General features: G+C 68.8%; 26 protein-coding genes. 9 read left to right on the top strand and 17 right to left on the bottom strand.

Features of this window, described 5'->3' with window-relative positions; genetic code table 11:
* Positions 1 to 85 precede the first annotated feature (85 nt).
* Positions 86 to 688: a TetR/AcrR family transcriptional regulator gene (locus ACIPVK_RS01480; protein WP_407610205.1), complete on the top strand. Its 603-nt coding sequence runs from the start codon at positions 86 to 88 to the stop codon at positions 686 to 688.
* A 110-nt stretch (positions 689 to 798) separates the two neighbouring features.
* Here ACIPVK_RS01480 and ACIPVK_RS01475 read toward each other — a convergent pair whose 3' ends face one another.
* Positions 799 to 1476: a maleylpyruvate isomerase family mycothiol-dependent enzyme gene (locus tag ACIPVK_RS01475; RefSeq protein WP_407610204.1), complete on the bottom strand. Its 678-nt coding sequence runs from the start codon at positions 1474 to 1476 to the stop codon at positions 799 to 801.
* Positions 1477 to 1629: 153 nt separating this feature from the next.
* Positions 1630 to 3057 carry an argininosuccinate synthase gene (gene argG / locus ACIPVK_RS01470; RefSeq protein ID WP_407610203.1) on the bottom strand — a complete coding sequence of 476 codons (1428 nt, stop codon included), beginning with the start codon at positions 3055 to 3057 and terminating at the stop codon, positions 1630 to 1632.
* Between the two features lie 191 nt (positions 3058 to 3248).
* On the opposite strand from argG, the gene ACIPVK_RS01465 reads away from it, so the two are divergent.
* From ACIPVK_RS01465 to ACIPVK_RS01445, 5 genes are all read left to right on the top strand, one after another.
* On the top strand, positions 3249 to 4223 hold the full coding sequence (locus ACIPVK_RS01465) for an aldo/keto reductase (protein ID WP_407610283.1): 975 nt from the start codon (positions 3249 to 3251) through the stop codon (positions 4221 to 4223).
* 2 nt (positions 4224 to 4225) lie between these two features.
* Positions 4226 to 5296: a nucleoside hydrolase gene (locus ACIPVK_RS01460; RefSeq protein ID WP_407610202.1), complete on the top strand. Its 1071-nt coding sequence runs from the start codon at positions 4226 to 4228 to the stop codon at positions 5294 to 5296.
* Between the two features lie 129 nt (positions 5297 to 5425).
* A complete protein-coding gene (locus tag ACIPVK_RS01455; RefSeq protein ID WP_407610201.1) occupies positions 5426 to 6232 on the top strand; it encodes an ECF transporter S component in 807 nt (268 codons plus the stop codon).
* Positions 6233 to 6241: 9 nt separating this feature from the next.
* Positions 6242 to 7000, top strand: coding sequence for an energy-coupling factor transporter transmembrane component T family protein (locus ACIPVK_RS01450; protein ID WP_407610200.1), 759 nt, complete (start codon positions 6242 to 6244; stop codon positions 6998 to 7000).
* Positions 6997 to 8400 carry an ABC transporter ATP-binding protein gene (locus tag ACIPVK_RS01445; protein ID WP_407610199.1) on the top strand — a complete coding sequence of 468 codons (1404 nt, stop codon included), beginning with the start codon at positions 6997 to 6999 and terminating at the stop codon, positions 8398 to 8400. Before ACIPVK_RS01450 ends, ACIPVK_RS01445 begins: the two co-directional genes overlap by 4 nt.
* A gap of 70 nt (positions 8401 to 8470) precedes the next feature.
* On the opposite strand, the gene ACIPVK_RS01440 is transcribed toward ACIPVK_RS01445, so the two are convergent.
* On the bottom strand, positions 8471 to 8989 hold the full coding sequence (locus ACIPVK_RS01440; protein WP_407610198.1) for an SRPBCC family protein: 519 nt from the start codon (positions 8987 to 8989) through the stop codon (positions 8471 to 8473).
* A gap of 162 nt (positions 8990 to 9151) precedes the next feature.
* Positions 9152 to 9871: a GNAT family N-acetyltransferase gene (locus tag ACIPVK_RS01435; protein WP_407610197.1), complete on the bottom strand. Its 720-nt coding sequence runs from the start codon at positions 9869 to 9871 to the stop codon at positions 9152 to 9154.
* A 324-nt stretch (positions 9872 to 10195) separates the two neighbouring features.
* On the opposite strand from ACIPVK_RS01435, the gene ACIPVK_RS01430 reads away from it, so the two are divergent.
* On the top strand, positions 10196 to 10630 hold the full coding sequence (locus tag ACIPVK_RS01430) for an anthrone oxygenase family protein (protein ID WP_407610196.1): 435 nt from the start codon (positions 10196 to 10198) through the stop codon (positions 10628 to 10630).
* A gap of 94 nt (positions 10631 to 10724) precedes the next feature.
* Here ACIPVK_RS01430 and ACIPVK_RS01425 read toward each other — a convergent pair whose 3' ends face one another.
* On the bottom strand, positions 10725 to 11483 hold the full coding sequence (locus ACIPVK_RS01425; protein ID WP_407610195.1) for a DNA methyltransferase: 759 nt from the start codon (positions 11481 to 11483) through the stop codon (positions 10725 to 10727).
* Positions 11484 to 11771: 288 nt separating this feature from the next.
* Between ACIPVK_RS01425 and ACIPVK_RS01420 the strand changes: the two genes are divergently transcribed.
* Complete coding sequence (locus tag ACIPVK_RS01420; protein WP_407610194.1) at positions 11772 to 12434, top strand: hypothetical protein; 663 nt, start codon at positions 11772 to 11774, stop codon at positions 12432 to 12434.
* Between the two features lie 36 nt (positions 12435 to 12470).
* Here the strand turns inward: ACIPVK_RS01420 and ACIPVK_RS01415 are convergent, their stop codons facing one another.
* From ACIPVK_RS01415 to msrB, 10 genes are all read right to left on the bottom strand, one after another.
* Positions 12471 to 12950 carry a Rieske (2Fe-2S) protein gene (locus ACIPVK_RS01415; RefSeq protein ID WP_407610193.1) on the bottom strand — a complete coding sequence of 160 codons (480 nt, stop codon included), beginning with the start codon at positions 12948 to 12950 and terminating at the stop codon, positions 12471 to 12473.
* 81 nt (positions 12951 to 13031) lie between these two features.
* Positions 13032 to 13463, bottom strand: a complete 432-nt coding sequence (locus ACIPVK_RS01410; protein ID WP_407610192.1) for a ubiquinol-cytochrome c reductase iron-sulfur subunit — start codon at positions 13461 to 13463, stop codon at positions 13032 to 13034.
* Positions 13464 to 13605: 142 nt separating this feature from the next.
* Complete coding sequence (locus ACIPVK_RS01405) at positions 13606 to 15735, bottom strand: 3-hydroxyacyl-CoA dehydrogenase NAD-binding domain-containing protein (protein ID WP_407610191.1); 2130 nt, start codon at positions 15733 to 15735, stop codon at positions 13606 to 13608.
* A gap of 4 nt (positions 15736 to 15739) precedes the next feature.
* Complete coding sequence (locus ACIPVK_RS01400) at positions 15740 to 16978, bottom strand: thiolase family protein (protein WP_407610190.1); 1239 nt, start codon at positions 16976 to 16978, stop codon at positions 15740 to 15742.
* Between the two features lie 145 nt (positions 16979 to 17123).
* A complete protein-coding gene (locus ACIPVK_RS01395; protein WP_407610189.1) occupies positions 17124 to 18440 on the bottom strand; it encodes an HRDC domain-containing protein in 1317 nt (438 codons plus the stop codon).
* Positions 18441 to 18504: 64 nt separating this feature from the next.
* Positions 18505 to 19140 (bottom strand): DUF3000 domain-containing protein, encoded by a 636-nt coding sequence (locus tag ACIPVK_RS01390; protein ID WP_407610188.1) that lies wholly within the window; start codon positions 19138 to 19140, stop codon positions 18505 to 18507.
* Positions 19141 to 19235: 95 nt separating this feature from the next.
* Complete coding sequence (locus ACIPVK_RS01385; protein WP_407610187.1) at positions 19236 to 20291, bottom strand: threonine aldolase family protein; 1056 nt, start codon at positions 20289 to 20291, stop codon at positions 19236 to 19238.
* 40 nt (positions 20292 to 20331) lie between these two features.
* The gene (locus ACIPVK_RS01380) at positions 20332 to 21060 is read right to left on the bottom strand and encodes an SDR family NAD(P)-dependent oxidoreductase (RefSeq protein WP_407610186.1); all 729 of its coding nucleotides are present in this window, start codon (positions 21058 to 21060) and stop codon (positions 20332 to 20334) included.
* A 41-nt stretch (positions 21061 to 21101) separates the two neighbouring features.
* Positions 21102 to 22475 (bottom strand): DUF6421 family protein, encoded by a 1374-nt coding sequence (locus tag ACIPVK_RS01375; RefSeq protein ID WP_407610185.1) that lies wholly within the window; start codon positions 22473 to 22475, stop codon positions 21102 to 21104.
* 204 nt (positions 22476 to 22679) lie between these two features.
* Positions 22680 to 23111 carry a peptide-methionine (R)-S-oxide reductase MsrB gene (gene msrB, locus ACIPVK_RS01370; RefSeq protein ID WP_407610282.1) on the bottom strand — a complete coding sequence of 144 codons (432 nt, stop codon included), beginning with the start codon at positions 23109 to 23111 and terminating at the stop codon, positions 22680 to 22682.
* A 96-nt stretch (positions 23112 to 23207) separates the two neighbouring features.
* Here msrB and ACIPVK_RS01365 point away from each other — a divergent pair, with 96 nt between their 5' ends.
* Entirely contained in the window at positions 23208 to 24461 is a 1254-nt protein-coding gene (locus ACIPVK_RS01365; RefSeq protein WP_407610184.1) for an alpha/beta fold hydrolase, read from the top strand.
* On the opposite strand, the gene ybaK is transcribed toward ACIPVK_RS01365, so the two are convergent.
* Together ybaK and ACIPVK_RS01355 are read right to left on the bottom strand one after the other, a co-directional pair.
* Positions 24458 to 24964, bottom strand: coding sequence for a Cys-tRNA(Pro) deacylase (gene ybaK / locus ACIPVK_RS01360; RefSeq protein ID WP_407610183.1), 507 nt, complete (start codon positions 24962 to 24964; stop codon positions 24458 to 24460). The two genes, ACIPVK_RS01365 and ybaK, sit on opposite strands and share 4 nt — an antisense overlap.
* Before the next feature lie 76 nt (positions 24965 to 25040).
* Positions 25041 to 25481 carry a SufE family protein gene (locus ACIPVK_RS01355; RefSeq protein ID WP_407610281.1) on the bottom strand — a complete coding sequence of 147 codons (441 nt, stop codon included), beginning with the start codon at positions 25479 to 25481 and terminating at the stop codon, positions 25041 to 25043.
* Positions 25482 to 25483 lie beyond the last annotated feature (2 nt).

The following is a 25483-nucleotide window of genomic DNA, read 5'->3' as shown; positions in this document are numbered from 1 at the left end:
ATGAACGAAGGGCGGTGGCGCCTTCAAAAGCAATGACTACACTCATAACTGAGTGCAGTCATATTCTATTCCCGAAGGAAGCGCGATGTCAGTTCACCCCCAGGCAACCGGACGGCGTGAGCGCAACAAGCAGGCCAAGCTCGAACGCATCACCGCCGCCGCGCGCGAGCTCTTCGCCGAGCACGGCGTCGACGAGGTCACCACCCAGCAGATCGCCGACAAGGCAGACATCGGCACCGGCACACTGTTCCTGTATGCCAGGAACAAGGGCGAACTGCTGCTGCTGGTGCAAAACTCCGGCTATGCAGAGGCACTTGCCGGCGGTAGTGCGTCCGCCGAGGCCATCGCCGAAACGCTCCAAGCCGTGATGGCGATCATCCGACCGGTGGTGGAATGCAACCGCGTCCAGGTCGAGAACGGGCGAACCTACCTGCGCGAAATGATCTTCGGGGACCCTGCGGAGCCCCACCACCGGGACGCCCTTGGCCTCACGCTGCAGACAGAGGAGGCAATCGCCGCGGTGTTGCGACGCGACCCGCGCATCGAGCCCGGCGACGCCGCCACGATCGCCCACATTATCTCCGCGATCATGTTCCTCGCGATGGCGGCGCCACACCATGTCGGCAGCACCGTTGCCCAGATCCTTGCCGGGATCATGGACCAGGTCCGCGTGCTCCTGCCGCGTTGAGCGCAGCGTGCCCGTTCAGTGGATGCGCAGGAATTTACCGGGGCCCGCGTTCCATGGGCCACGATCGGGCCGATGCTGTGCGTCGCGCCGGCGGGCACGGGAGCCGTGGCTCAGGGGCGGGGATTTCCCTCGCTGCCGCCGACGCAGCGTCCTGCGCAACGGGCGCGCAGGATTTCAAGGCCGTCGCCGGCAAGTTCATCGCAATGACTTTCGCGTCCGGCCATGGCCATCGTCAGTGCGAGGGTGGTCCCGTGGACGAGAGGTCTGCCGGTGGCAAACGGGCCGTCGCTTGCCTCGAGCCGCAATCCGGCGATGGTCTTCCGGGAGTCGACGGTAAAGTCCCGCCGGGCATAGAAGTCTGCGACGGCGGTGACTGCTTCCACCGGAACCGTGCGGCCGATCCCCAATGGCCGCCGGATGTCCTCGCCGTGCACGATCACTTCGCCCAGCCAGGCCTCGGTCGGTCCAAGCGTCGAGGTGGTGCTGGTGATGATGCCGCGAAAACGCGCGAGCGTATCGCCGGGTGACGTTCCCAGATGTTCGGCCAGGCGGCGGTCGTTGTGCAGATCGAAATCGAACCCGGCGCCCACAACGCTGGCGAACCAGCGTGCCGGACCAACGCTTGCCCCCGCAGTCAGGTGCGCCACGGCCTCTTGGACGCTCCAGCGCCCGCACAGCGAGCCGGCTGCCCACTGTTCATCGTCGAGTTCGGCAAGGTCCCGGGCCAGGGCCGCGCGCTCGGCGTGCGTCCATGACCAGAGACGGTTGCGTGAGGTGTTCGTGGACAAGGTATCTCCGAGCGTAGGCAATGTGGCGTGGTCGAGAATTCTAGCAAGCCGGTGCACCTCCCGGCATGAAAAACGGGCGGGACCCCTCACCGATTCCCCGGTGAAGTGCCCCGCCCGTCCCGGCGGCCCCAACGGGCCACCGGCATGATGTTTCTAGTCCGTGCCCGAATCGAAGGCGGCGCGCTCCAGCGCGCGGTCGCCTGCGAGCTCGTCGGCGTCAACGGCCTCGGCGTCGACGATCGCCGAAGCGCCACCGGCCTCCAGCTTGCCGACCAACTTCACGGTCTTCTCGCCCAGCAGGCCCTGGTTGGCGTACTGCTCCAGGCGCGAGCGGGAGTCCGCGATGTCCAGGTTGCGCATGGTCAGCTGGCCGATGCGGTCCAGCGGGCCGAACGCGGAGTCGCCAACGCGCTCCATGGACAGCTTGTCCGGGTGGTAGCTCAGGTTCGGGCCCACGGTGTCGAGCACGGTGTAGTCGTCGCCGCGGCGCAGGCGCACGGTGACGGTACCGGTGACGGCGGAGCCGACCCAGCGCTGCAGGGACTCGCGCAGCATCAGGGCCTGCGGGTCCAGCCAGCGGCCCTCGTACATCAGGCGGCCCAGGCGGCGGCCCTCTGCGTGGTAGTTGGCCACGGTGTCTTCGTTGTGGATGGCGTTGAGCAGGCGCTCGTAGGTGATGTGCAGCAGCGCCATGGCCGGGGCCTCGTAGATGCCGCGGGACTTCGCCTCGATGATGCGGTTCTCGATCTGGTCGCTCATGCCCAGGCCGTGGCGTCCGCCGATCTTGTTGGCCTCGTCGACCAGGGCCACGGCGTCGGTGAACACCACGCCGTTGATGGCGACCGGGCGGCCGGCCTCGAAGGTCACGGAGACGTCCTCGGTCTTGACCTCGACCGACTCATCCCAGTAGCGCACGCCCATGATCGGCTCGACCGATTCCAGGGACGTGTTCAGCAGTTCGAGGGTCTTGGCCTCGTGGGTGGCGCCCCAGATGTTGGCGTCGGTGGAGTAGGCCTTCTCGGCCGAGTCGCGGTACGGGAAATCGCGCTCGACGAGCCATTCGCTCATCTCCGAGCGGCCGCCGAGCTCCTGGACGAAGGCCGGGTCAAGCCACGGCTTGTAAATGCGCAGCTTCGGGTTGGAGAGCAGTCCGTAGCGGTAGAACCGCTCGATGTCGTTGCCCTTGTAGGTCGAGCCGTCGCCCCACACGTCCACGCCGTCTTCGCGCATGGCACGCACCAGCAGGGTGCCGGTCACGGCACGGCCCAGCGGGGTGGTGTTGAAGTAGGCCTTTCCGCCGGAGCGGATGTGGAAGGCGCCGCAGGCCAGGGCCACGAGGCCCTCTTCGACCAGGGCTGGCTTGCAGTCGACCAGGCGTGCGGCCTCTGCGCCGTATTCCAGGGCGCGGCCTGGAACGGCGTCGATGTTCGGCTCATCGTATTGGCCGAGGTCTCCGGTGTACGTGTAGGGAATGGCACCCTTTTCACGCATCCAGGCAACGGCGACGGAAGTATCAAGGCCACCGGAGAACGCGATACCTACGCGTTCGCCAACGGGCAGGGAGGTGAGGACTTTAGACATAACCCCCATCTTAAGGGTTCATGGGCGTTTCCGGTGAACCCACGCCGCCCCGGCCGCGACACACTGTGCCGCCCGCCGCGGCGCATGCTTGAATGCTTAGGCGGGCACCGAAGCCCGTGGCCAGATGCCCCCGCGCGTGCGAGGGGCCGGCCAGGAAACCACCGGTGAAAGGACAAATGCGCATGGGTGCCATGGAATACCGTCGATTGGGAGCCTCGGGACTGGTGGTTTCGGCCGTGGGGCTGGGGTGCAACAACCTGGGCCGGTCGGGCACCGCGACCGAGGACCAGGCCGGGACCGACGCCGTCATCAACGCCGCCCTTGAGTCGGGAATCACATTCTTCGACGTCGCCGACACCTACGGCAAAGAGCCCGGACTCTCCGAGACCATGCTGGGCAAGACGCTGGGAAAGCGCCGCGACGAGGTGGTCATCGGCACCAAGTTCGGCATGGACATGGGTGGGGCCAACGGCAACGACTTCGGGGCCCGGGGCTCGCGCCGCTACATCGTGCGGGCCGTCGAGGCCTCCCTGCGCCGCCTCGGCACCGAATATATTGACCTCTACCAATTCCACACCCCGGACCCGCTCACCCCAGTTGCCGAGACGCTGGCAGCGCTCGATGACCTGGTCCGTGCCGGGAAAGTGCGCTACCTCGGGCACTCTAACCGCGCTGGCTGGCAGATCGCCGAGGCCGAGTTCACCGCACGCGCGCAGGGCGGGGCGCGCTTTGTCTCCACGCAGAACCACTACAACCTGCTGGACCGGCGTGCCGAGCTGGAGGTCGCACCGGCCGCCGAGGCCTACTCCTTGGGCCTGCTGCCCTACTTCCCGCTGGCCAACGGGCTGCTCACCGGCAAGTACTCGGGCGGAAGCGCCCCGGAAGGCTCCCGGCTGACCCATGCCCGGCAGCACCTGATGGACACCGTCGACTTCGAGCAGCTGCGCAGCTTCTCCGACTTCTCCCGCGAACGCGGATTCACCGAGATCGAGGTCGCGTTCTCCTGGCTGGCCGCCCGGCCCGCCGTGGCCAGCGTCATCGCAGGGGCGACCCGCCCTGAGCAGGTGGCGCAGAATGCGCGCGCGATCTCCTGGAAGCCCGGGCCCGAGGACCTGGCCGAACTTGACGGGATCTTCCCGCGGGTCCCGAAGATCGCCCTGTTCTAGCCATGACGGTTCCCCGCACCCGGATCCTGCTCGACAACGACACCGGGATCGACGATGCGCTGGCCCTGGCCTACCTCACCGCCTGCCCGCACGTGGAGATCGTGGCAATCACCGCCACGCCCGGGAACGTCGACGCCGACCAGGTCGCCGCGAACAACCGGGCGCTGCTGGCACTGTGCGGGCAGCCGCAGGTGCCGGTGCTGATCGGGGCGCGGGAACCCCTGTCCGTCCCGCTGACCACGACCCCGGAAACCCACGGCCCGCAGGGCGTCGGGTACGCCACGCTGCCCGATCCCGGTCCGGCGGACCCGGCCTCAGGGGAGCGGGACGCTGTCGATTACTGGATCCAGGCCGCCCACGCCAACCCCGGGGAACTGACCGCCCTGCTCACGGCCCCGCTGACCAACTTCGCGCTCGCGCTGCGCCGCGAACCGAAGCTGCCCTGGCTGCTGGGGCGCGTGGTGATCATGGGCGGTGCCTTCTACCACCAGGGCAACACCACCCCGACCGCGGAGTGGAACACGCACGTGGACCCGCACGCCGCCGCCGAGGTCTACGCCGCCTACACGGCAGCGGCCGAGGCCGGGCTGGAGGCCGGGAAGCTGCCGATCGTCTGCTCGCTGGATTCCACCGAGCGCTTCGAGATGCAGCCTGGGCTGGTCACCGACCTGGCCGAGGCCGCCGGCTGCACCGAACCCGAGCACGTGCTTGCCGGGGACCCGGAAGGGACACTCAGCCGTGCCTCGAACCCGCTGGTGCGCTACCTCTCCGACGCGCTGCGCTTCTACTTCGAGTTCCACCGCCACTACGACCAGGGCTACATCGCCCACGTGCACGACTACTTTGCCGCCGGGATCGCAGCCGGAACCCTCGAACACCGCAGCGCCCCGGCCACCGTGGACGTCGAAACGCATTCCCCGCTGCTGATCGGCACCACCGTGGCGGACTTCCGCTCGCTCTGGGGCAAGCCGGCCAACGCCCATGTGGTGACCTGGAACGACCCCGAAGCCGGCTTCGCCGAGCTCGTGGCACGGCTCGGCGCGCTGGCGCGGCGGCTGGAGCTGGCTTCCTGAGCTGCCCGGCGGCGGGATGGGTCGGCTAGAATCATTGTCCGGGCCGAGGTGACATTAGGCCCCGATCCTGCTCTTGGGCGCCGCCGGCAACCCCGGTGGAGCCCCACTCGCACCCGAGGAATGGCCCCCATGTCACCGAACCTGACCCTGCCCGAGAACGCCACCGGGCACACGCTGCGCGGCCGGCTGATGGCCGGCGCCGCAGTGCTGCTGCTGGCCGGCACCTACACCGCCCTGGTCCTCACCCAGCCGACCGGCCTGACCGACGGCCTGGGCCAAGGGGTTGCCCTGGCCACCTTCGCCGCCTACCTGCTCGCCGCGCTCCTGCTGCTGGCCGCGGTGCTGCCCGAGTTGCCGGTTTCCACGCTCACATTGATCCCGGTGGCGCTCGCGCTGAACATCGTGCTGGGCCAGTTCGTCGGCTCCGTGATGATCCCGCTCTACCTGGATTCGCTGGGCACCGTGCTGGTCGGCTTCCTGGCCGGGCGCCGGGCCGGGGCCGCCACCGGCGTGCTCGGCACGCTGATCTGGTCGCTGTTCAACCCGACGGTGCTGCCCTTCGCCGCCGGCGCCGCGCTGGTCGGCTTCCTGGCCGGCACCGCCGCCCGCTTCGGCGCGCTGCGCCGCCCCTACCTGGCCCCGGTGGCCGGGCTCCTCGCCGGCGTGCTGGTCGGCGTGCTCTCCGCCCCGGTCGCCGCCTTCGTCTTCGGCGGGACCTCCGGGGTCGGCACCGGCGCGGTGGTCGCCGCGTTCCGCTCGATGGGCGACTCGCTGCTGGGCGCAGTGACCAAACAGGCGCTGATCTCCGACCCCGGGGACAAAGCCATCGTCTTCCTGCTCGCCGCGCTGCTCATCTACGCGCTGCCCGGCCGGCTGACCTCAAGCTTCGCCTTCGTGCGCCGCCACCGGGTGCTCGGCCGCCGCAGCTCCCGCTAGAAAATGCCCATGCCCCGCACCGCGCCGCTGCACCCCTTCACCGTGCTCGCCCTCGCGGCCGCCGTCGTGGCCACCGCCACGGCGGCCGGCCGCTGGTGGCTCAGCGCCGCGGTGCTGTTGGCATGCCTGCTGCTGGCCGTGTGGGCGCACCGCGCCCGGAGGCTCACCGGCCTCGCGGCGGCCATCCTGGCACCCGCCTGGGGATCCCAGCTGCTGATCCACGGGCTGGTCGACCGGACCGGCAGCCACGTGCTTGCTGCCGCAGGCCCGCTGCGGATCACCGCCGAGGGGCTGGCGACCGCCGGCGAGCTGGCGCTGCGGACCGCCGTCCTGGTGGTCGCGGGGCTGCTGTGCACGCTGCTGATCGACCGGCACGACCTGGTGGCAGCCATCGACCTCTCCGGCGCCCCGCCGCAACTGGGCTACCTGGTGGCAGCCACCCTGTCCCTGCTGCCCCGCCTCGCCGAGCGGCAGCGTGCCATCGGCGAGGCGCAGGCGCTGCGCGGGGCGGCCACCGGCGCCGGTCCGCGCGGCTGGTGGCGGCGGGTCCGTCTGCGATCGGTGCCGCTGGTGCTCTCCGCCCTGCAGGACGCCGCCGACCGCTCGAGCCACCTTGCAGCGCGCGGATTTCCGGCCGCGGGACCGCACACGCGTTTGCGTTCCGTGCCGGATTCGGCTGCCGAGCGCACGGTGCGCCGGGTGGCGCTCGCCTGCACCGTCCTGGGACCGCTGGCTGTCCTGGCCCCGACCTGGATGGCGGCGGCATGAGCGCGAGGGGCAACGCGGTGCTCGGGCTGGAGCTGGCACGCTTCCGCTATTCCGGTGCCGATGACGACACGCTCTCCGGAATCAAATTTTCCCTGGCACCGGGATCGCTGACTTCCATCGTGGGGGATTCCGGCTCGGGCAAGTCCACGCTCGGTGCGGTGCTGTCCGGGATGCTGCCGCGCCACGACGGCGACGAGCTGGAAGCGACGCTGCACCTGGCCGGGGAAACCATCCGCCATGGCGTGGGCGGCGGCCCGCGCATCGATCCGGTGGGCTGGGCCCGGCAGGTCGGGATGCTGCCGCAGGATGCCCGCCACTACCTTTCCGGGGTGCGTGAAACCGTGGAGGAGGAGTTGGCCCTGGGCCTGGAGAACGCCGGGGTGCCGCGTCCCGAGATGCGCCTCCGGATCGCCGCGCTCGCGGACAGGCTGGGCCTTCACACGCTGCTGGACCGGGATCCGGGAAAGCTCTCCGGGGGACAGGAGCGCCTCGTGGCGCTGGCCGCGCTCGCGTTGGCGGCTCCGCCGGTATTGGTCCTGGACGAGCCGCTGGCCGGCCTGGACTCCGCGGCGGCTACCCGCGTCCGCGCCCTGCTTGACCGGCTGCGTGCCTCAGGAACCGCGTTGGTGCAGCTCACCCGCTCCCTCGATGACCTGGCGGCCGGCGCCGACCAAGTGCTGTTCCTGCGCGCGGGCAGCTGCCACGCGGTGGACACCGCGCAGGAGGCAGGAACATCGCCCTCCGTATCCGCGTCCCACCCGCAACCGGGGTCGGAAGCGTTGGTTCTGCTCGAGTTTGACGGTGCCGGCCTCGGTTACGCCGGTTCCGCAGACCCCGTCGTGGCCGACCTGGACCTGCAGGTGAAGGCAGGCGAGTGCGTCGCGCTCGCCGGGCCGAACGGGTCTGGCAAGACCACGGTGCTCAAGGCCGCCGCCGGCCTGCTGAGCCCCAGCGCCGGACGGGTCATCGAAAACACCGGCTCCGGCGGCGCCGTGGGTCTGTTGCTGCAGAATCCCTCCGACCAGCTTTTCGAACGAACGGTTCGCCGCGAGGTCGCCTTCGGCCTGGCCAAGCGCGGCCCGGAGGCCGCCCGGATCCCGGAGGTGCTGGAATCGCTGGGCCTTGCCGCCCACGCTGAGACCCACCCCTACGAGTTGCCGGCATCGTCCCGCAGGCTGGTCGCCCTGGCCACGGTGCTGGTACGTGAACCGACGGTGCTGCTGCTGGATGAGCCGACCGAGGCGCTGGACGCGCACGGGTTGGCCCGGCTGCAAGCGGCGCTCCGGGCCGTGTTGGATCGAGGCGGGGCGGTGCTGCTCGCCACCCACGACGAGGCGTTCATGGCCGCCACCGCGCACCGAGTGCACAGAATGGAACCGGCCGGGGCCGCCCGGGCATAAGGCAGTCGGTCCGCACCGGGCAGGTTGCGGGGGAGCCCTCCGCGCACCGCTGGCAGGAATGCGGCCGGTGTTATTCGAGGAATCCCCGGATGGTTTCAAGGCTGCGCTGCATGAGCGGGCGGATCTTCTCTGCCATGGAGTCATCCATCCCGGGGAACTCGCCGCCGATGGTTAAACGGGTGCGGTCGGGCCCGTCGGGCGCGAGGACGAAGCGGCCGCGCGTCGTGATAGGGCCGTCCTGGATCAGCATGTGCATGGAGCGTTCGGGGTCGAACCCGGTAACCTCCATCCGCCCCGCGGTGGGCGTCTGGTAGCGGGAGTTCCAGCGGTCGAAGACCGTACCCTTGGCGACGGGTCCCTCCGTTCGCTGCTCGAGCCGGATGTCCGGATCCCAGCGCGGATGGTTTTCGGCATGGTGCACCACGCAGAAGTCCCAGACCCGTGCAACGGGGCAATTGATGGTGGCCGTGGCCTCGATGTCCATCGTGTCCTCCTCAGACACCGCCGAGGCTACACGGTCCACGGAGCGGGAAACAGGGCGGAATGCGCCGGTGTTCATCTGCTCCGGATCCGGTGTGACGCCACCCATGTGTGTTTGCCTGCCCTGCACTGCGCTCCACGCACGATTCGAATGCGCAGGAACCCAGGCGATCGTAGTCCTCAAGCATTAGGCTGCGAGATGACAGTTTGAGGTTCCGCTCGCGGAAGTTCAACCCCAAGGAAGGATCCCCGCTTCCGGGGCGGTGAAATCCTATGCCGAGCGGAGTATCCCCATGACGACGATATCCTCGTAGTTTCCGCGTACCCAGGCATGCTGGCGCAGACGACCCTCGATCACGAAACCGGCCTTCTCATAGGCACGGATTGCACCGAGGTTCGACGCGATCACTTGCAGGTGGACACGGCGCAAGTTGCAGCGCACGAAGGCAAACTCAACGATCTGCGAGAGGGCCTCGGTTCCGATGCCGTTGCCGCGGGCTTCGGGGACCAACGCAATCCCGACTTCTGCGTGGCGGGCGAGCTCGTCGAAATCGAAGAGCGAAACGCTGCCGACAGCTGCACCGTCCACATCGATCACGAAACGCACGCTCTTGGCCGAACCATCGGCATCTGCCTGCGACAGCCGGGCCTTGAAGGTGTCCCTGCCCAGTGGAGCAGGAGATGCGGCGCTCCGTTCCTCCCACGTGGTCAAATCGGCAGCGATTTGGAACAAGATGTCAAAGTCTTCTTCGGAAGGGGGACGAAGCGTGATGGCTCGCGAGCTGGACATGCTCAGGATCCTATCAATCCGCGCAAGCGTCACGTAGGAAACGTGGAAGCAGCGCCGGTACTGATTGGCAAGCCCCCTCTCAGCGATCCTGGCTGCGGAGTCCCCAATGACCATGCGTAAGGCGCTGGAGCGGTACGTGGCCGCGGTCTGTCGCGGGGACAATGTCTCGGTGGTCCCCGTTCCGATGATGAAGGTGATCAACCGGCTGTTCCTCAGGGGCAGCCTGACCGGAACCTTTGGCACCATGCAGATCCTCCAGGAGATAGGTGAAGAGGGGACCCGGACGTGGATGTCGCGACCTCCAACCCCGCCCGGACAACCTTCGATGACTGATTGGGGAAGATCCCCTCGGCGGACCCGGCCCGAGGACGCGGATAAGCGCCTGTGGGCGCATGGTTTGCACAGTGTTAAGCGCCTGTGCGTATGGTGCTCACATTCGTTCCTTAGATTGACACTTGTTCGGATGGCGAGTGCCCGGCCGGGCGGATCAACATCTGAATCCACCGCGGACCTCTGGAGGACCACATGGACCTGCTTCTGCTCGCCACGCTTCTAATCGTCGGCTTCGTCGGATGTGCGGAGTTCGCCTCAGTAGCGCTCGTGCACCCGATCATCCGGCGGTTACCCGAGGACCAGCAACTCGTCATGGAACAGGGATTACTGCGCACCTACGGGATGATCATGCCGGTCGGAATGACCCTGGCGGCCGTGTTGCCTATGATGTTGTCCTTCCGGGAGGCCGATCCCTGGTTCCTCACAGCGGGCATCGTGCTGACTATTGCCCTGATCGCAACCATTCTCGGCAACGTCCCCATCAATCTCCGCACCTTTCGTATCAAGGGGGCCCGTGCCCCAAAGGGGTTCATCCCCATGCGACGGCGCTGGGACATCTACCAGGCCATTCGCGGGTCCCTTCAGTTGGCGGGATTTGTTCTGGTCAGCATTGGAATCGTTGCCTGACGGCCCGCGCAGCCATGCAACGGCGTCCACCGGCCCCATGGCCTTCCAACGCCAATCTGAGGAGCCCCTCTGGCCGGGTTTGTTCCCCCGATACCTACGCCGCGCGGTTCGGCGGCCTCGATGAGCGTTCGGGAGTGCGCTGAAACACGAGCAACGCGTCCGCCACCAGATCATGGGGGTAGCGATCCCACAGAATCTCGGTCACGCCCACGGGGGTGAGGTGCTGTTCGAGCACGCGCGCACAATCACGGATCAAATGGGTGGTGAGGTCCATGTGGTGGATGTCTGCCAGATTCCAGACCACGAAGCCACCGGGAACAATCGCACGCGCGCATTGGGCAGCGACGAGGCCGAGCTCGTCCAGGTAACGGCCGTAGTCTCCGTTGTCTTCCACGTAGGCGGTGAGGGGATCTGGTTCGTGGTTTTCTGCGGTCATGTACGGCGGAGAGGTGAGAATGAGATCGATACTTGCGTCGGGTTGGCGCGGTTCCATGCTGTGGATGATCCTAAGCAGCTCCCTTGCGTCGCCCTCGATAACGCGCGCGCCGGGCACCCGTTCCTGCAGGTACTGCACACGCTCGGGCAGCAGCTCAATGCCGAGTGCTTCCCGCCCAAGTGCGACGGCGCGTTCGATGGTGGTGCCGAACCCGGCGAAGGGGTCGAACACCAGGTCGCCCGGTTTGCTGCACCGCTCAATGACATGGTCCACAATGGCCGGGAGCATGTGCACATCCTCGTCGGCATCCAGCGGGCGCTCGGCCAGAAACGCGTCGTGCGTAGCGGTTAGCTGCGAATCCAGTGGGGATTTTTTGGGTGTACTCCCGGTCAGTCCTTCTCCAACTTCTCTCACCATGCGAAGTTTACCCGCCGTGGAGCGGCCCCTGGCATTCCCCGTCTCACGGCAGCGAGGGCATGGAGGCAACTTCTTGCCCAGCAAACGTCGAGGGCCCGGATGCTCGGCCTTGCTTCGGTGGCTGGTCGGTTCGAACCCGCCCAGTGGTCGTATGGTTCGACTCAACGCCCGCGAACCACGGCGTCGGCTTCCGGGGCTGCAGGTTTCTCCCCGGAAGAGACGGGACACACCATGCATGGCCGGGTAGTGTGGGGTCCGTTCGGGGGGTCCACGAGCCACGGGAGATCCATGCCAAAAGAATTTGAGCGCTGGGAAGTGCTGGTTCGCGACCAGCAGCGCATCGGGGTGCGCTACCGAATCCTGGAGTCGAATGTCCTGCTGACCCGGCTTTTGGTTGAGGAAGGAGTCGAGCCCTACCGTGCCGAGTCACGGGTGCGGCTGGACCCGGACGCCGACAGCTGGGAACTGAGCTGGTTTCGGGACCGAAGCATGCCCCAGGCCCGGCTTATGCACCGTGAACCCCAGGGGTTCCCCGTGGACTCCATGCCGAGCTTCGGGGACATCCTGATGTTGATGAGGGCCATCGAGGACCCTGCGGCCCCGGTCGTGTATTGGCGCCTGAACGAGGCGGGCCAGGAAGCGCCGAGCCCCATCTCCGATCGTCCCGCTGAACCCAACGCGCGGATCCAACGGGTCGGCCCGCCCGAGGAGTTGTCCATCCCGTTGGGCATCACCCTGTCGACCCGGCGCTTCGAGGCCTGGGCGGACGGTTTGCTGGTAGCCACCCACTGGGTCAACGAGAACAATGAGCTGGTGTGCACCCGCTGGGGCCAGCGGGTGACCGCGTTCGGGGTGCCCGGCGCCCCCAGCGAGGCCGGCTGGCTCTCGCTTTCGGGCCTCGATGAATCAACGGTCGAATTCATGACCCACGGATATGACCAAGGGCGCTAGTCGTCCGGCCGTCGAAGGCCGGTTAGCGGGAGCCGCCTAGACGTAGATCAGGACCTGGTCGTCCTTGATTTCCGCGGCGAAGCGCTCCAGCGCGCCGCGGGCGGGACCGGCGACCGCCTTGCCGTCCTCCGGCTGGAAGTAGGAGCCGTGGCAGGCACAGTAGAAGGCCTCGCCGTTGGGCGACTTCGCGCCCACGGCACACCCCTGGTGGGTGCAAATCGAGGTATAGGCCAGCACGGTTTTCTGGTTCGGGCGGAAGAGCAGGAAACCTGCCTCCCGGCCGGCTTCCTCGCCCTGGGTGCGCACGGCCGAGACCGCCAGTCGCGTGCCAACGGCCAATTCCGCGGTGGTTGCCACGACGGTGCCGGCCCCGACGGGCTCGGGCGGGGCGGAGGGCACATTGTTCGGCGCCGCGGAGGAACCGTCGCCGCAGGCGGCCAGGGCCATGGTGGCGCCGGCTGCCACGGTGGTGCCGACGAACGCGCGGCGCGTGCTGGGGGAGGAAAGCGAACTCATGCGTTCCATCTTTCCATGCACCCGCACAGGCACGGGGCACCGGAGCGTGCGATGTCACTTACAGCCGTTCCGGGGTCCGGATCAGAGGTAGATCTTGACCTTGTCGCCCTCGATGGCGGCGGCAAATCGAGTCAGGGATTTCTTGGCGGGCCCCTGGGCGACCGAGCCATCGGTCTTGGAGAATCTGGAGCCGTGGCAGGGGCATTCGAAGATCTCGCCGCTGCCGGTGCCGACCTTGCATCCCTGGTGCGTGCACACGGAGGTGTATGCCAGCACGGTTGCCTCGTCCGGGCGGTAGAGCAGGTAGCCGCGTCCGTCCACCGTCACCGAGGCGGTGCCCTGCACCGGAAGACGTGAGACGTCGATGGCGTCCTTGGCAGCGCCGGTGGCTTCCGGCAGATCCTCGGCCTTGCCGCCAGACCCGCACGACACCAGGGTCACCGCCGCGCCGGCAACCAGCGAAGCCTCAAGGACACTTCTGCGCGTGGGCAAAAGGATGATCTTTTGTTTCATACCCAAAGTGTCGCGCACATTCGCGCCAAGGTCGATGGATGGGCAGCAGGAATCTTCCGGCCGCGCCCATGATGCGCGGCACGGGCGGGACGACGGAACCATCCATCGCCCCGCCCGCGCCATGGCGCATCCAGGACCGGCCTTAGTCCTGGTGGAATTTCCTGCCGTTGATCCGCTCGGAGGCCCCCACCTGGTCGAGGTAGGGGGTGATGCCGCCCAGGTGCATGGGCCAGCCGGCGCCCATGACCATGCACAGGTCGATGTCCTCGGGTCCCGCGACCACGCCCTCGGCGAGCATCAAGCCGATTTCCTGGGCCAGCGCGTCCTGGGTGCGCACCAGCAATTCCTCCGAGGTGCTCGGGGTGTTCCCGAACTCCAGCAATTCCAGCGTGGCGGCCGGGATTTCCATCCCGCCGTCCGCGGCGGGCGCCCACAGCGACTTGATGCCGTGGGAAATGAGCACCTGCTGGTTCCCCGAGACGTGGAAGCGCTCGCCGAAGGCCGCGTGCAGCGACTCGGAGACGTGGTGCGCCACCGGGATCCCGACCATGGCCAACAACGTGAACGGGGTCATGGGCAGGCCCATGGGCCGCAGGGCGCCGTCGGCAGTCGCCGCGTCGGTGCCGTCGTCGAAGGCCTTGGCGATCTCGCCCATCAGGCGCAGCAGGATGCGGTTGACCACGAATGCCGCCTCGTCCTTGACCAGCACGCTGGTCTTGCGCAGTGCCTTGCCGGTGGCGAACGCGGTGGCCAGGGCCACCTCGCCGGTCTCCTCGGCGCGCACGATCTCCAACAGCGGCATCTGGGCCACGGGGTTGAAGAAGTGGAAGCCGACCAGCCGTTCGGGATGCAACAGGTCGCTGCCCATCTCGGTGACCGAGAGCGAGGAGGTGTTGGTGGCCAGGATGCACTCGGGGGAGACCACGGCCTCGACCTCGGCAAAGACCTGCTTCTTGACGGCGAGCTCCTCAAAGACGGCCTCGATGACGAAATCGGCATCCGCGAAGGCCTCCTTGGACACCGAACCGGTGACCAGTGCCTTGGTGCGGTTCGCCGCGTCGGAGGAGATGCGGCCCTTGGCCAGCTGCTTGTCGACCTCGCCGTGGATGTAGGCCAGGCCCTTGTCCACGCGTGCGGCGTCGATGTCGGTGATGACCACCGGGACCTTGAGGTTCTTGGCGAAGAGCAGGGCCAGCTGCCCGGCCATGAGCCCGGCGCCGACCACCCCGACCTTGGTGACGGTGCGGGCGAGCTTGCGGTCCGGCGCGCCGGCGGGGCGCTTGGAGCGCTTCTGCACCAGGTCCAGGAACGCGTAGACGGTGTTGTGGAAGGCGTGGCTCTGCATCAGCTCGGTCAGCGCCGCGATTTCCAGGGCGGCCGATTCCTTCTGGGTGATGGAGGCACCGGCCTCGAAGACCTCGAGCACCTTGGCCGGGGCCGGGGCGGCGTTGGAGGTCTTGGCCTCCACGAAGTCCCGGGCCTTGGCCGCGGCGGCGGCCCAGCGGGCGGCCACCTCCGGATTGCCGACCGGTTCCACGGCGTTCGGGCGCGGGACCTGGGCTCCGGCGAGCACGCCGTCGGCCCAGAGCAGGGATTGCTCCAGGAAGTCGGCGGGTTCGAACAACGCGTCGGCGATGCCGAGCTTGAAGGCGGCGGCGCCGTTGAGCGATCGGTTGTTGTTCAGCGGGTTTTCGATCATGACCGTCATGGCGGCCTCCGGCCCGGTCAGCCGCGGCAGCCGGTAGACCCCGCCCCAGCCCGGGACCAGGCCGATGAAGGCCTCGGGTAGCCCGATCCCGTTGGCCCCGGTGGAGACGGTGCGGTAGGTGCAGGCCAGGGCGATTTCCAGCCCGCCGCCCAGCGCCACGCCGTTGATGAACGCGAAGGTGGGGACCCCGAGGTCGGCCAGCAGGTCGTAGGCAGCGTGGCCCAGGGCGGCCATGGCGGCGCCGTTTTCCGGGGAGGCCAGGGACTTCACGCCGTTGAGGTCCGCGCCGGCGACCAGGTAGTGGGGCTTTCCGGTGAAGGCCAGGGCCTGGATCTCCCCGTTGGCCGCACGTTCCTTCTGCTTCGTGAGGGCGGCGTGCAGTTCCAGCAGGGTGTTGGGGCCCAGCGTGGTGGGTTTGGTGTGGTCGAACCCGTTGTCCAGGGTCAGCAGCGCCAGCTTTCGGCCTCCGGGCAGCGGGACGTCCTCGACGAGGGAGTGGGTGATGATCTCGTCGGGGACCAGCGCTGCGAGGGCGGCGAAGTTTTCAATGGTGCTCTGGCTCATGGTGCTAGGCATCCTTTCCGAAGTCGGCGTGGTGCGGGTTTTCCCAGATGACGGTGCCGCCCATGCCCAACCCGATGCACATGGTGGTCAGGCCGTAGCGGACGGTGGGGTCCTGCTCGAATTGGCGGGCCAGTTGATTCATCAGGCGCACGCCCGAGGAGGCCAGCGGGTGGCCCACGGCGATGGCGCCGCCGTAGCGGTTCACCCGGTCGTCGGTGTCCTTGATCCCGTAGTGGTCCAGGAAGGAGAGCACCTGGACGGCGAAGGCCTCGTTGATCTCGAACAGCCCGATGTCCTCGATGCCCAGCCCGGCCTGGGCCAGCGCCTTCTGCGTGGCCGGGACCGGGCCGATCCCCATGACCGAGGGCTCGACCCCGGCGAAGGCGTAGGAGACCAGGCGCATCTTCACGCCCAGGCCCAGTTCCTCCGCGGCCTGGGCGCTGGCCAGCACTGCGGCGGTGGCCCCGTCGTTCAGGCCCGCGGCGTTGCCGGCGGTGACCCGGCCGTGGGCGCGGAAGGGGGTGCGCAGCTCGGCCAGCGAATCGAGCGTGGTGCCGGGGCGGGGCGGTTCGTCGGTGGTGTGCAGCTTGAAGCCCTCGCCGGGACGGCGGGCCGCGACCGGGACCAAATCGGGCTGGATGTCACCGGCCGCGTAGGCGGCGGCAAGCTTCTGCTGGGAGGCCACCGCGTAGGCGTCGGCGCGCTCCTTGGTGATCGCCGGGAAGCGGTCGTGCAGGTTCTCGGCGGTGTTGCCCATGTTCAGGGCCGCGGGGTCCACGATGCGCTCGGAGAGGAAGCGGGGGTTCGGGTCGGCCCCGGCGCCCATGGGGTGGTTGCCCATGTGCTCGACGCCGCCGGCGATGACCACGTCGTAGGCGCCGAAGGCGATGGAGCCGGCGGTGGAGGTCACCGCGGTCATGGCCCCGGCGCACATCCTGTCGATGGCGAAGCCCGGGACCGACTGGGGCAGGCCGGCCAGCAGCGCGGCGGTGCGCCCGATGGTCAGGCCCTGGTCCCCGGTCTGCGTGGTGGCGGCGATCGCGACCTCGTCGATGCGCTCGGGCGGCAGCGAGGGGTTGCGGCGCATCAGGTCCCTGATGCACTTCACGACAAGGTCGTCGGCGCGGGTGCCGTGGTAGATGCCCTTCTCTCCGGCCTTGCCGAAGGGGGTGCGGACGCCGTCGACGAAGACGACGTCGCGGACGCTGCGCGCCTGGCGCGTGTTCACTGGCTGGGGGCTCACCGGTACTCCTTGTGATCGGGATGTGGATGTGATCCACCCCATATGCTACTGGTGAGTAACTTAGAGTGCAAGCCGGGCGTTCCCGGGCAAGAAAAAAGCCGGGCGGGCTCTTCCCGATGTTGGAAGGAACCCGCCCGGCAATTCATCAGCGCTTGGCCAACTCGTCCGGGTCCAGCAGCGCGACGGTGAGCACTGGGCCCACCAGCCCGATCTGCCATTCGCGCGCACCCAGGCCCCGCAGGGCCGCGGTGACGCTGTCCGGGTCGATCTGGGCCGGCGGGCTCCAGCACAGCCGGCGCAGCGTGTCGGGGGTGAGCAGGTTCTCGGTGGGGATGTTCAGGGACTCGGCGGTGCGGGCCACCCGGGCGCGGGCGGTGGCCAGCCGCGCGGCGGCCACCGGGTCCTTGTCCGCCCAGACCTTGGGCGGGGGTGGGGAATTCGAGGGGACCTGGTTCGGCGGCAGCTCGGAAGTGGTGGAGGCGTCCTGCAGGGCGCGCAGCCACTTCGGGGCGTCCTTGGACGCCGAACGGCCGTGGAAGCCCGGGGTCTTCAGCAGCGCCGGAACGCTCTTGGGCATGGCCTTGGCCGCAGCGACCAGCGCGGAATCGGGGATCAGCCGGCCCGGGGCCGTGTCGCGGGTCTTGGCCAGGGCCTCGCGGGTCTCCCAGAGGGCGCGCACCGCGGCCAGGGTCCTGCGGTCGCGGATCTGGTGCAGGCCGGAGGTGCGGCGCCACGGGTCCGTGCGCGGAGGCGCCGGGGGAGCGGTGCGCACGGCCTCGAACTCCTCCTCGGCGAATTCGAGCTTGCCGTCGGCCGACAGGATCTTGATCAGTTCCTCGCGCAGCCGGTCCAGCACCTCGACGTCCAGCGCCGCGTAGCGCAGCCACGGCTCGGGCAGCGGGCGGGTGGACCAGTCGGCGGCCGAGTGCTCCTTGGCCAGGCGCAGCCCCAGCAGGGATTCCACGGCCGGGCCCAGGCCCACGCGCGGCAACCCGGCAATGCGGGCGGCAAGTTCTGTGTCGAAGAGCCGTGCCGGGTCCATGCCCAGCTCGCGCAGGCAAGGCAGGTCCTGGGAAGCGGCATGCAGGATCCAGGTCTCCTCGCCGATGGCCTCCTGGATCGGGTCCAGGTTCTCGAAGGGCACCGGGTCGATGAGCCAGCTGCCGGAACCTTCGCGGCGCAGCTGGACCAGGAAGGCGCGCTGGCCGTAGCGGAACCCCGAGGCCCGCTCGGCGTCCACGGAGACCGGGCCGGTGCCGGCGGCGATGGCGCGTGCGGCGCGCCGCAGGCCCGCGTCGGTGGTGATGACCTCGGGAACCCCGTCGCGCGGCATGTCCAGCAGGACGGGCTCCGGGGGAGCCTCCTGCGGCGATTCGGCGGGTTCCGGGGCTTGCGCCGGCGCGGACGATTCGTCCGTGACGGCGCTGTGGCTGGGGTTCGTGGCGTGGTGGGTACGGGTCATGGTCTAACGATTCTAGTACCGATTGCCCCGGGGCCGGATGCGCCGGGCCGCCGGGCCGCGGGTTCTAGGAGAGCCTGCGGTGCGGCAGCGCGGTGACGCCGCTGGGCAGCGGGGGCAGTCCGGCGAAGGTGCAGACCATGTCCGCCCAGGCCTCGAGGTGCGTGGAGATGTCGTGGTCGCCCGGGGTCCAGGAGGCCCGCAGCTCGATGTCGATGGTCTCGGAGCGGTGCTCCAGGGTGCCGTAGCTTTCCGAGAGCACGCGGGTGGCGGTGCCGCCGGCCTGCCGGTAGTCGGCGCCGGATTCGTTCAGCGCGTCCAGCAGCCAGGTCCAGGCGACCGAGCCGAGCATGGTGTCGTTGCCCATTTCCGATTCCATGCGGGCCCGGATGTAGGTCACGATGCGGAAGGTGCCGTCCCAGAGTGCGGAGCCGGCGGGGTCGTGCAGCAGCACGAAGCGGCCGGTGGCAAGTTCCTCGGGGTGTGCCGGCGCAATGTTCTCCGCCTTGGCGCCGGTGGGCGGCGCCTTGCGCGGCACGCGCTCGTGCACGTCGGCGGACAGGGCCAGGGCGTAGGGTGCCAGGCGGGCGGGGGCCGGGATTTCCTGGAGGTGGATCTCGCGCCGGCAGCTGGCGCGGCGAACGGCGGCCAGGGCTTCGAGGAAGGCCGGCGGCACTGCTTGGACTGGTCCGTTTGCACTCACATGGCGAGTCTAAAGCGCGGCCGCGCTTGGCCGCCGGCGGCACGCCGGGGGGCGGAAGGGCGTTGTGCCCCCGCCCGCCGGCGACGCGGGGAAACCTACTGCTTGGCAAGTTCCTCGGTGAGCGCGGCGACGAAGGAATCGACGTCGGCCTCGGTGGTGTCGAAGGAGCACATCCAGCGCACCTGGCCCGCGGCGCGGTCCCAGTCGTAGAAGCGGAAGCGCTCGCGCAAGCGGTCGGCCACCGCGTTGGGCAGGGTGGCGAACACGCCGTTGGATTCGGTCGGGTGGACCAGTTCCACGCCGTCGGTCGCCTGGACCGCGGCGGAGAGCCTCGCGGCCATCGCATTGGCGTGCGCGGCGGATCTCAGCCACAGGTCGGTGCCGTAGAGCGCCAGCAGCTGGGCGGAGATGAAGCGCATCTTGGAGGCCAGCTGCATGTTCATCTTGCGCAGGTACTTCATGGACTCGGCAGGGCCCTCGGTCAGTGCCACGATGCCCTCGCCGAACATGATGCCGTTCTTGGTGCCGCCCAGGGACAGGATGTCGATCCCGGTGCCGGTGGTCATCTCGCCCAGGCCAACCCCGAGGGCCGCGGCGGCGTTGGACAGCCGGGCTCCGTCCATGTGCACGCGCATGCCCTTGGCGTGGGCGTGCTCGGTGATGGCGCGCAGTTCCGCAAGCGTGTACAGGGTGCCGAGTTCGGTGGACTGGGTCAGCGAGACGGCCAGCGGCTGCGCGCGGTGTTCGTCTCCCCAGCCCCAGGCCTCCCGGTCGATCAGCTCCGGGGTGAGCTTGCCGTCCGGGGTGGGAACCGACAGCAGTTTCATGCCGCCGATGCGTTCCGGGGCGCCGTTCTCGTCCACGTTGATGTGGGCGCTGTCGGCGCAGATGACCGCTCCCCAGCGCGGCAGCAGCGACTGCAGCGCCGTGACGTTGGCGCCGGTGCCGTTGAACACCGGGAAAATGGTGGCGGTGTCGCCGAAGTGCGAGGCGACGACGCGTCCGAGTTCCGCGGTGTACTCGTCCTCGCCGTAGGAGACCTGGTGCCCGCCGTTGGCCTGGGCCAGGGCGGAAAGCACCTCGGGGTGGATTCCGGAGTAGTTGTCCGAGGCGAAGCCGCGCACCGAGGGGTCATGGATGAGGGAAGTCACTGGCATTGCGTCCTAACAGGGGGGTGGCGGTAATGGTTGCTTAGCGGGTGGGCAGGTGGATCCGGGCGCCGTTGAGCGCGGCGGCGTCGCCGGAGAAAAGCTCGATGGCCGCCGCGCCCAGGGCGGTGACGTCGGTGAAGCCGGCGGTGCCGCGATCCGGGTGCGCCGCGCGGGTCTGTGCGTCGGTGAACGCCTTGATGACCCAGGTGACGGCGGCGGCGCGCTGCGGGACCGGGTCGGATTTGTTCCCCGACTGGGCGGTACGCAGCTCCGCGGCCACCGCGCGCATCCAGGCCTCGGCGCCGGCCTTGGCCGTGGTGTAGTTGGCGTTGGAGCCCGAGGGGGCATCGACGGCGGTGGCCGAGACGATGGCGACACGGCCGCAGCGCGAGGCCACCAGGTCGTCGCGGAAGACCCGGGTGGTGTTGCGCAGCGTCGTGACGACCTGGGTGTGCAGGAAGTCCGCATCGTCGTCGGACTGCCCGGCCAGGCCCTTGCCGCCGCGCCAGCCGCCGACCAGGTGCAGCAGCCCGTCGATGGGCCCGCGCTCGGTGTCGATCAGTGCGTGCAGCTCGGTCACCGCTGCGTGGTTGGCCAGGTCGACCTCGTAGCGCCCGTGCACGAAGGGCAGGGCCTCGGCCAGCCTCCCGGCATTCGACCCGGCGGCCAGCACCGTGGCGCCGGCCGCGCACAGCGCGTGGGCGGCCGCGACGCCCGAGGAGGAGGTCGCCCCGGCAATGAGTACGGTCAAGTCGGTGAGGTCAGCCATGGAACAGATTCTAGCCTTCGATTCTTCGGTGCCGGGTGTCTTCAGATGGAGGAGGTGCCGGTGATGCCCACGGTGGAGTCGATGACCGGACGCAGCTTCTTGGCCAGCGCCTCGTAGAACATCGAGTGCGGGAACTCGTCGTCGAGGACCTGGTTGGTCATCTCGCGCAGCGGCGAGGTAAGCGGCAGCGCGTCCGGTCCCTTGGTCCAGGCCGAGGCCGGGTGCGGTGCCAGGGTCGCGGAGACCAGCTCGTAGGCGGCCAGCCAGTGGGCGATCTTCGGGCGGTCGATCGAGCGCCAGTACAGCTCGTCGATGGCGTCGCCCAGGGCCGAAACCACGGCGGGGACCTGGTCCCAGTCGATGGACAGCTTGGTGTCCGTCCAGTGCAGTACGTGGTGCTGGTGCATCCAGGCGAAGAGCAGCTGCCCGCCCACGGCGTCGTAGTTGCGGGTGCGGGTGCCGGTGATGGCGAAGCGGAAGATCCTATCGAAGATCACCGCGTACTGGACCAGCTTGGCGCGGTGGCGGGTGGTTTCGTCGGCGGAGGCCGCATTGGCGATCTTCACGCATTCGCGGAAGGCGGTCAGGTCGCAGCGCAACTCCTCGAGCGAGTAGAGGAAGTAGGGCATGCGCTGCTTGATCATGAACGGGTCGAAGGGCAGGTCCCCGCGCATGTGGGTGCGGTCGTGGATCAGGTCCCACATCACGAAGGTCTCTTCGGTGAGGTTCTGGTCCTCGAGCATTGCGGCGGCGTCGGCGGGCAGCTCCAGGTTGGTGATCTGCGCGGCGGATTTCAGCACGCGGCGGAAGCGGGCGGCCTCGCGGTCCTGGAAGATGGCGCCCCAGGTGAAGGCGGGGGTTTCGCGGATGGCCACGGATTCGGGGAAGAGCACCGCGGAGTTGGTGTCGTAGCCGGGGGTGAAGTCCAGGAAGCGCAGCGGGACGAAGAGCTTGTTCGAGTAGTCCCCGGCCTCCAGCGCGGCGATGAACTCGGGCCAGATGACCTCGACGAGCACCGCCTCGAGCAGCCTGTCGGTGGACCCGTTTTGCGTGTACATCGGGAAGAGCACCAGGTGGCGCAGGCCGTCCTCGCGGGCCAGCTGCGGGGCGAAGGCCACCAGCGCATCGAGGAAGTCCGGGATGCCGAAGCCCGAGGCTTCCCACGTGGCCAGGTCGGAGGCGAGTGCCTGCAGGTAGGCGGCGTCGTGCGGGAACTGCGGGGCCAGGGCGTGCAGCGATTCGGCAATGGTTCCGGCCAGGGCCGCGGCACGCGGCTTGTCGGCCTCGGCGGGCACCGAGCCGTCCTGTGCCTGGAGGCCCTGGAACTCGGTGGCCGCGGCCTTCAATGCCAGCCAGGGTGCGGAGTTGACGAGCTCCGAGTTGGACAGCGGCTTCGGAAGAGTTGCTTGTGACATGGTGGGGGACCCCTTTCGGTACGGCCGGAAACGCCGCGCGGATGCTGCGGACCTTGGCTTGGTTCCAGCGTACTGAGGGGTCACGGTTGCTGATCGAAAAAAGGCATGAGCATCAGCAACGCTGGTGCTTGTGTCGCGGCGCGGCCACCAAGCCCTGCCTGCGGGCAATGCTCGGGTCCGAGGTCCCCGGGCGGCGGGTGCCGGCTAGGCGCTCTTGAGCCGCAGCGAGACCGAATTCATGCAATAGCGCTGGTCGGTGGGGGTATTGAAGCCCTCGCCCTCGAAGACGTGGCCGAGGTGCGAATCGCACGCGGCGCAGCGCACCTCGACGCGGACCATGCCGAGGGTGGAGTCGCGGATGTAGCGGACCCGGTCCTCGGCCAGCGGGGCAAAGAAGGAAGGCCAGCCGCAGCCGGCGTCGAACTTGGCGTTGGAGGTAAAGAGCTCCTGGCCGCAGGCGCGGCATTCGTAGACACCCTCGGTGGTGGTGTCCCAGTATTCGCCCGTGTAGGGGCGCTCGGTCCCGGCCTTGCGCAGGACCTGGTACTCGGCCGGGGTCAATTCGGTGCGCCACTGCTCATCGGACTTGGCGACGCTTGGCGTGTCGGGGGTGCTGGATTCTTCTGGGTTTTGGATTTCACTCACACAACGCACAACACCGGCGTGGGCGCGCCCATTCCCCGATGCCCGAAGGACACGACGGCGGCCGCCATTGTTTGCAATGATGGTGGCATGAGCGAACAATTTTCCCCGAAGCCCCCGCGCGCGCGATCAGCGGGCAAGGGCCTGAGCTGGGCGCTGCTGGGCGTGGGCATCGGTGCGGCAGCGGGATCGGTGTTTGCCGGCAGCGTTTCGGCGCTTGCCGCCTATTTCGCCCGCCGCGTGGTGACACCCGATGCGGAGCCGGACCAGAGCCTGGAGATCCTGGCCCTGGTGCCCACCGCGGAGGGACGGGACGTGATCCTGTCGGCGGACAAGGACTCCACGGCCCCGGGACGCTACTCGCTCTTCTTCTCCGCCGACACCGGGCATGCGCGCCTGGGCGAGCCCAAGGGCTACCGCCTGGGCGACGGCACCGTGACCCGGGCCGTGGAGCAGGTCTACTTCGGAGACCTGTCCGCAGCCTCCCGCGGCCGGCTCTCCGGGATCGTCTACGACTCGCCCGGGGACCTGGGCGTTGCCTACAGCGAGGTCGAGATCCCCGTCATGGGCGGCATGGCCCCGGCCTGGTTCATCGAGGGCGACGCCGAGTCCGACACCTGGGCCATCTGCGTCCACGGCCGCGGCGCCAACCGCAAGGAGGGGCTGCGCGCGGTCCCGACGCTGCAGGGCCTGGGGCTGAGCGCACTGCTGGTCTCCTACCGCAACGACGGGGTGGCCCCGGCCGCCGTCGACGGCCGCTACGGGCTGGGGGCCACCGAATGGCCGGACATCGAGGCGGCCATCGACTACGCGATTGCCCAGGGCGCGCAGGAGATCCTGCTCTTCGGCTGGTCCATGGGCGGGGCCATCGCCCTGCAGGTGGCCGACAGGTCGCGGCACGCCCGCAGGATCGGCGCCCTGGTCCTCGACGGGCCGGTGATCAACTGGATCGACGTGCTCTCGCACCAGGCCAAGCGCAACCGCATCCCCGAGGCCGTGGGCAGGTTCGGTCAGTGGCTGCTGGGGAACAAGGCAGGACGCTGGATGACCGGGCTGGCCGCGCCCCTGGATTTGAAGATCTTGAACTGGGTCGAGCGGCACGACCAGCTGCGCATGCCCACGCTGATCCTGCACAGCGAGGACGACGACTTCGTCCCGATCGGCCCCTCGGAGCAGCTGGCGGAGCTGAGCCCGCAGCTGGTGGGCCTGCGGCGCTTCAGCCGCGCCGGGCACACCCGCGAGTGGAACGTCGATCCGCAGCGCTGGGAGGCCGAGGTCGCCGCGTTCGTGGCGGGCGTGCTCAATGCCCCGCGCCCCGGGGACGCCGGAGCCACCGCGAACTAGTGGGAGATGTGGGCGACCTCGGCCTCGGTCAGCCGCTGCAGGTCGGCCGGGGCCAGCTCGAGGTCAAGCCCGCGGTGTCCGCCGGAGACATAGATGGTCTCGTAGGCCAGCGCGCTGGCATCAAGCATGGTGCGCGAGCGGTTGCGCTGGGCCAGCGGCGAGATGCCGCCCACCACGTATCCGGTGCGGCGCTCGGCCACCGCGGGGTCGGCCATTTCCACCTTCTTCAGTCCCAGGGCCGTGGCGATGGCCTTGAGGTCCAGCGACCGGTTGACCGGGATGATGCCGACCACCAACGCCGCGGGCCCCGTTTCCCCGGTGGCCACCAGCAACGTCTTGAACACCTTGGCCGGGGCAACGCCGATGGCCTCGGCCGCCTCCAGCCCGTAGTTGTCCGTGGACGGGTCGTGGACGTAGGAATGCACGGTGTAGGGGACGGCCTCGCGGTCCAGCAGCGTGGTTGCCGGAGTGCCGGTCGAATGCGTGTTCTTTTTCTTGGACATGGACTTTCGGGATCCTCCAAAAACGTGTTTGGGCGCCGGCACCTGCCGACGCCCAAACAACTTCGATGGTTTCGGCCTATGCGCCGGCGGCGGCAACCCGCTCGCTGACCTGTCGCTTGATACGGGCAAGCATGGCACTCATGCCCCGCAAACGCAACGGCGTCAGCGCCCGGGTCAAGCCCAGCTGTTGCGGCATGTCGTCGGGGACGGCCAGGACCTCGGCGGCCGGCAGCCCGTCGAGCCCCTGGTGCAGGACCGAGGCGAATCCGCGGGTGGTCGGCGCCTGCGGGGGAGCGGAGAAGAACAACGAGACCCGGTGCTCGCCCGCCGGCTCCACCTCGATGTTCAGGAACAGCGGGGTCTGGCATTCGACGACCTGCTCCAACAGGTCGGGGTGCTCGGCCAGGCGCGCCGGGAGCTCGGGGAGCTCCTCGGAGAAGTCCAGCAGCATCTCCAGGCGCTCGGGCTCGGTGACGGACTGGAAGTCCTCGACGATCTCGGCCAGTGCAGTGGGCATCT

Origin of the sequence: Paeniglutamicibacter sp. MACA_103 (assembly GCF_045798555.1) — a bacterium.
In the GTDB taxonomy this organism is placed as follows: domain Bacteria; phylum Actinomycetota; class Actinomycetes; order Actinomycetales; family Micrococcaceae; genus Paeniglutamicibacter.
The sequence above is the reverse complement of the archived record's forward strand: the minus strand, read 5'-3'. Positions and strand labels throughout refer to the sequence as shown.

Bases quoted from the DNA above. Each gene is read 5' to 3' on its own strand.
- ACIPVK_RS01425 (WP_407610195.1), bottom strand. From the start codon at position 11,483: ATGGTGAGAGAAGTTGGAGAAGGACTGACCGGGAGTACACCCAAAAAA.
- ACIPVK_RS01440 (WP_407610198.1), bottom strand. From the start codon at position 8,989: ATGGGTGGCGTCACACCGGATCCGGAGCAGATGAACACCGGCGCATTC.
- argG (WP_407610203.1), bottom strand. From the start codon at position 3,057: ATGTCTAAAGTCCTCACCTCCCTGCCCGTTGGCGAACGCGTAGGTATC.
- ybaK (WP_407610183.1), bottom strand. From the start codon at position 24,964: ATGTCCAAGAAAAAGAACACGCATTCGACCGGCACTCCGGCAACCACG.
- ACIPVK_RS01430 (WP_407610196.1), top strand. From the start codon at position 10,196: ATGGACCTGCTTCTGCTCGCCACGCTTCTAATCGTCGGCTTCGTCGGA.
- ACIPVK_RS01375 (WP_407610185.1), bottom strand. From the start codon at position 22,475: ATGTCACAAGCAACTCTTCCGAAGCCGCTGTCCAACTCGGAGCTCGTC.
- ACIPVK_RS01480 (WP_407610205.1), top strand. From the start codon at position 86: ATGTCAGTTCACCCCCAGGCAACCGGACGGCGTGAGCGCAACAAGCAG.
- ACIPVK_RS01415 (WP_407610193.1), bottom strand. From the start codon at position 12,950: ATGAGTTCGCTTTCCTCCCCCAGCACGCGCCGCGCGTTCGTCGGCACC.
- ACIPVK_RS01445 (WP_407610199.1), top strand. From the start codon at position 6,997: ATGAGCGCGAGGGGCAACGCGGTGCTCGGGCTGGAGCTGGCACGCTTC.
- ACIPVK_RS01455 (WP_407610201.1), top strand. From the start codon at position 5,426: ATGTCACCGAACCTGACCCTGCCCGAGAACGCCACCGGGCACACGCTG.
- ACIPVK_RS01460 (WP_407610202.1), top strand. From the start codon at position 4,226: ATGACGGTTCCCCGCACCCGGATCCTGCTCGACAACGACACCGGGATC.
- ACIPVK_RS01405 (WP_407610191.1), bottom strand. From the start codon at position 15,735: ATGAGCCAGAGCACCATTGAAAACTTCGCCGCCCTCGCAGCGCTGGTC.
- ACIPVK_RS01355 (WP_407610281.1), bottom strand. From the start codon at position 25,481: ATGCCCACTGCACTGGCCGAGATCGTCGAGGACTTCCAGTCCGTCACC.
- ACIPVK_RS01380 (WP_407610186.1), bottom strand. From the start codon at position 21,060: ATGGCTGACCTCACCGACTTGACCGTACTCATTGCCGGGGCGACCTCC.
- ACIPVK_RS01420 (WP_407610194.1), top strand. From the start codon at position 11,772: ATGCCAAAAGAATTTGAGCGCTGGGAAGTGCTGGTTCGCGACCAGCAG.
- ACIPVK_RS01395 (WP_407610189.1), bottom strand. From the start codon at position 18,440: ATGACCCGTACCCACCACGCCACGAACCCCAGCCACAGCGCCGTCACG.
- ACIPVK_RS01465 (WP_407610283.1), top strand. From the start codon at position 3,249: ATGGAATACCGTCGATTGGGAGCCTCGGGACTGGTGGTTTCGGCCGTG.
- ACIPVK_RS01410 (WP_407610192.1), bottom strand. From the start codon at position 13,463: ATGAAACAAAAGATCATCCTTTTGCCCACGCGCAGAAGTGTCCTTGAG.
- ACIPVK_RS01365 (WP_407610184.1), top strand. From the start codon at position 23,208: ATGAGCGAACAATTTTCCCCGAAGCCCCCGCGCGCGCGATCAGCGGGC.
- ACIPVK_RS01450 (WP_407610200.1), top strand. From the start codon at position 6,242: ATGCCCCGCACCGCGCCGCTGCACCCCTTCACCGTGCTCGCCCTCGCG.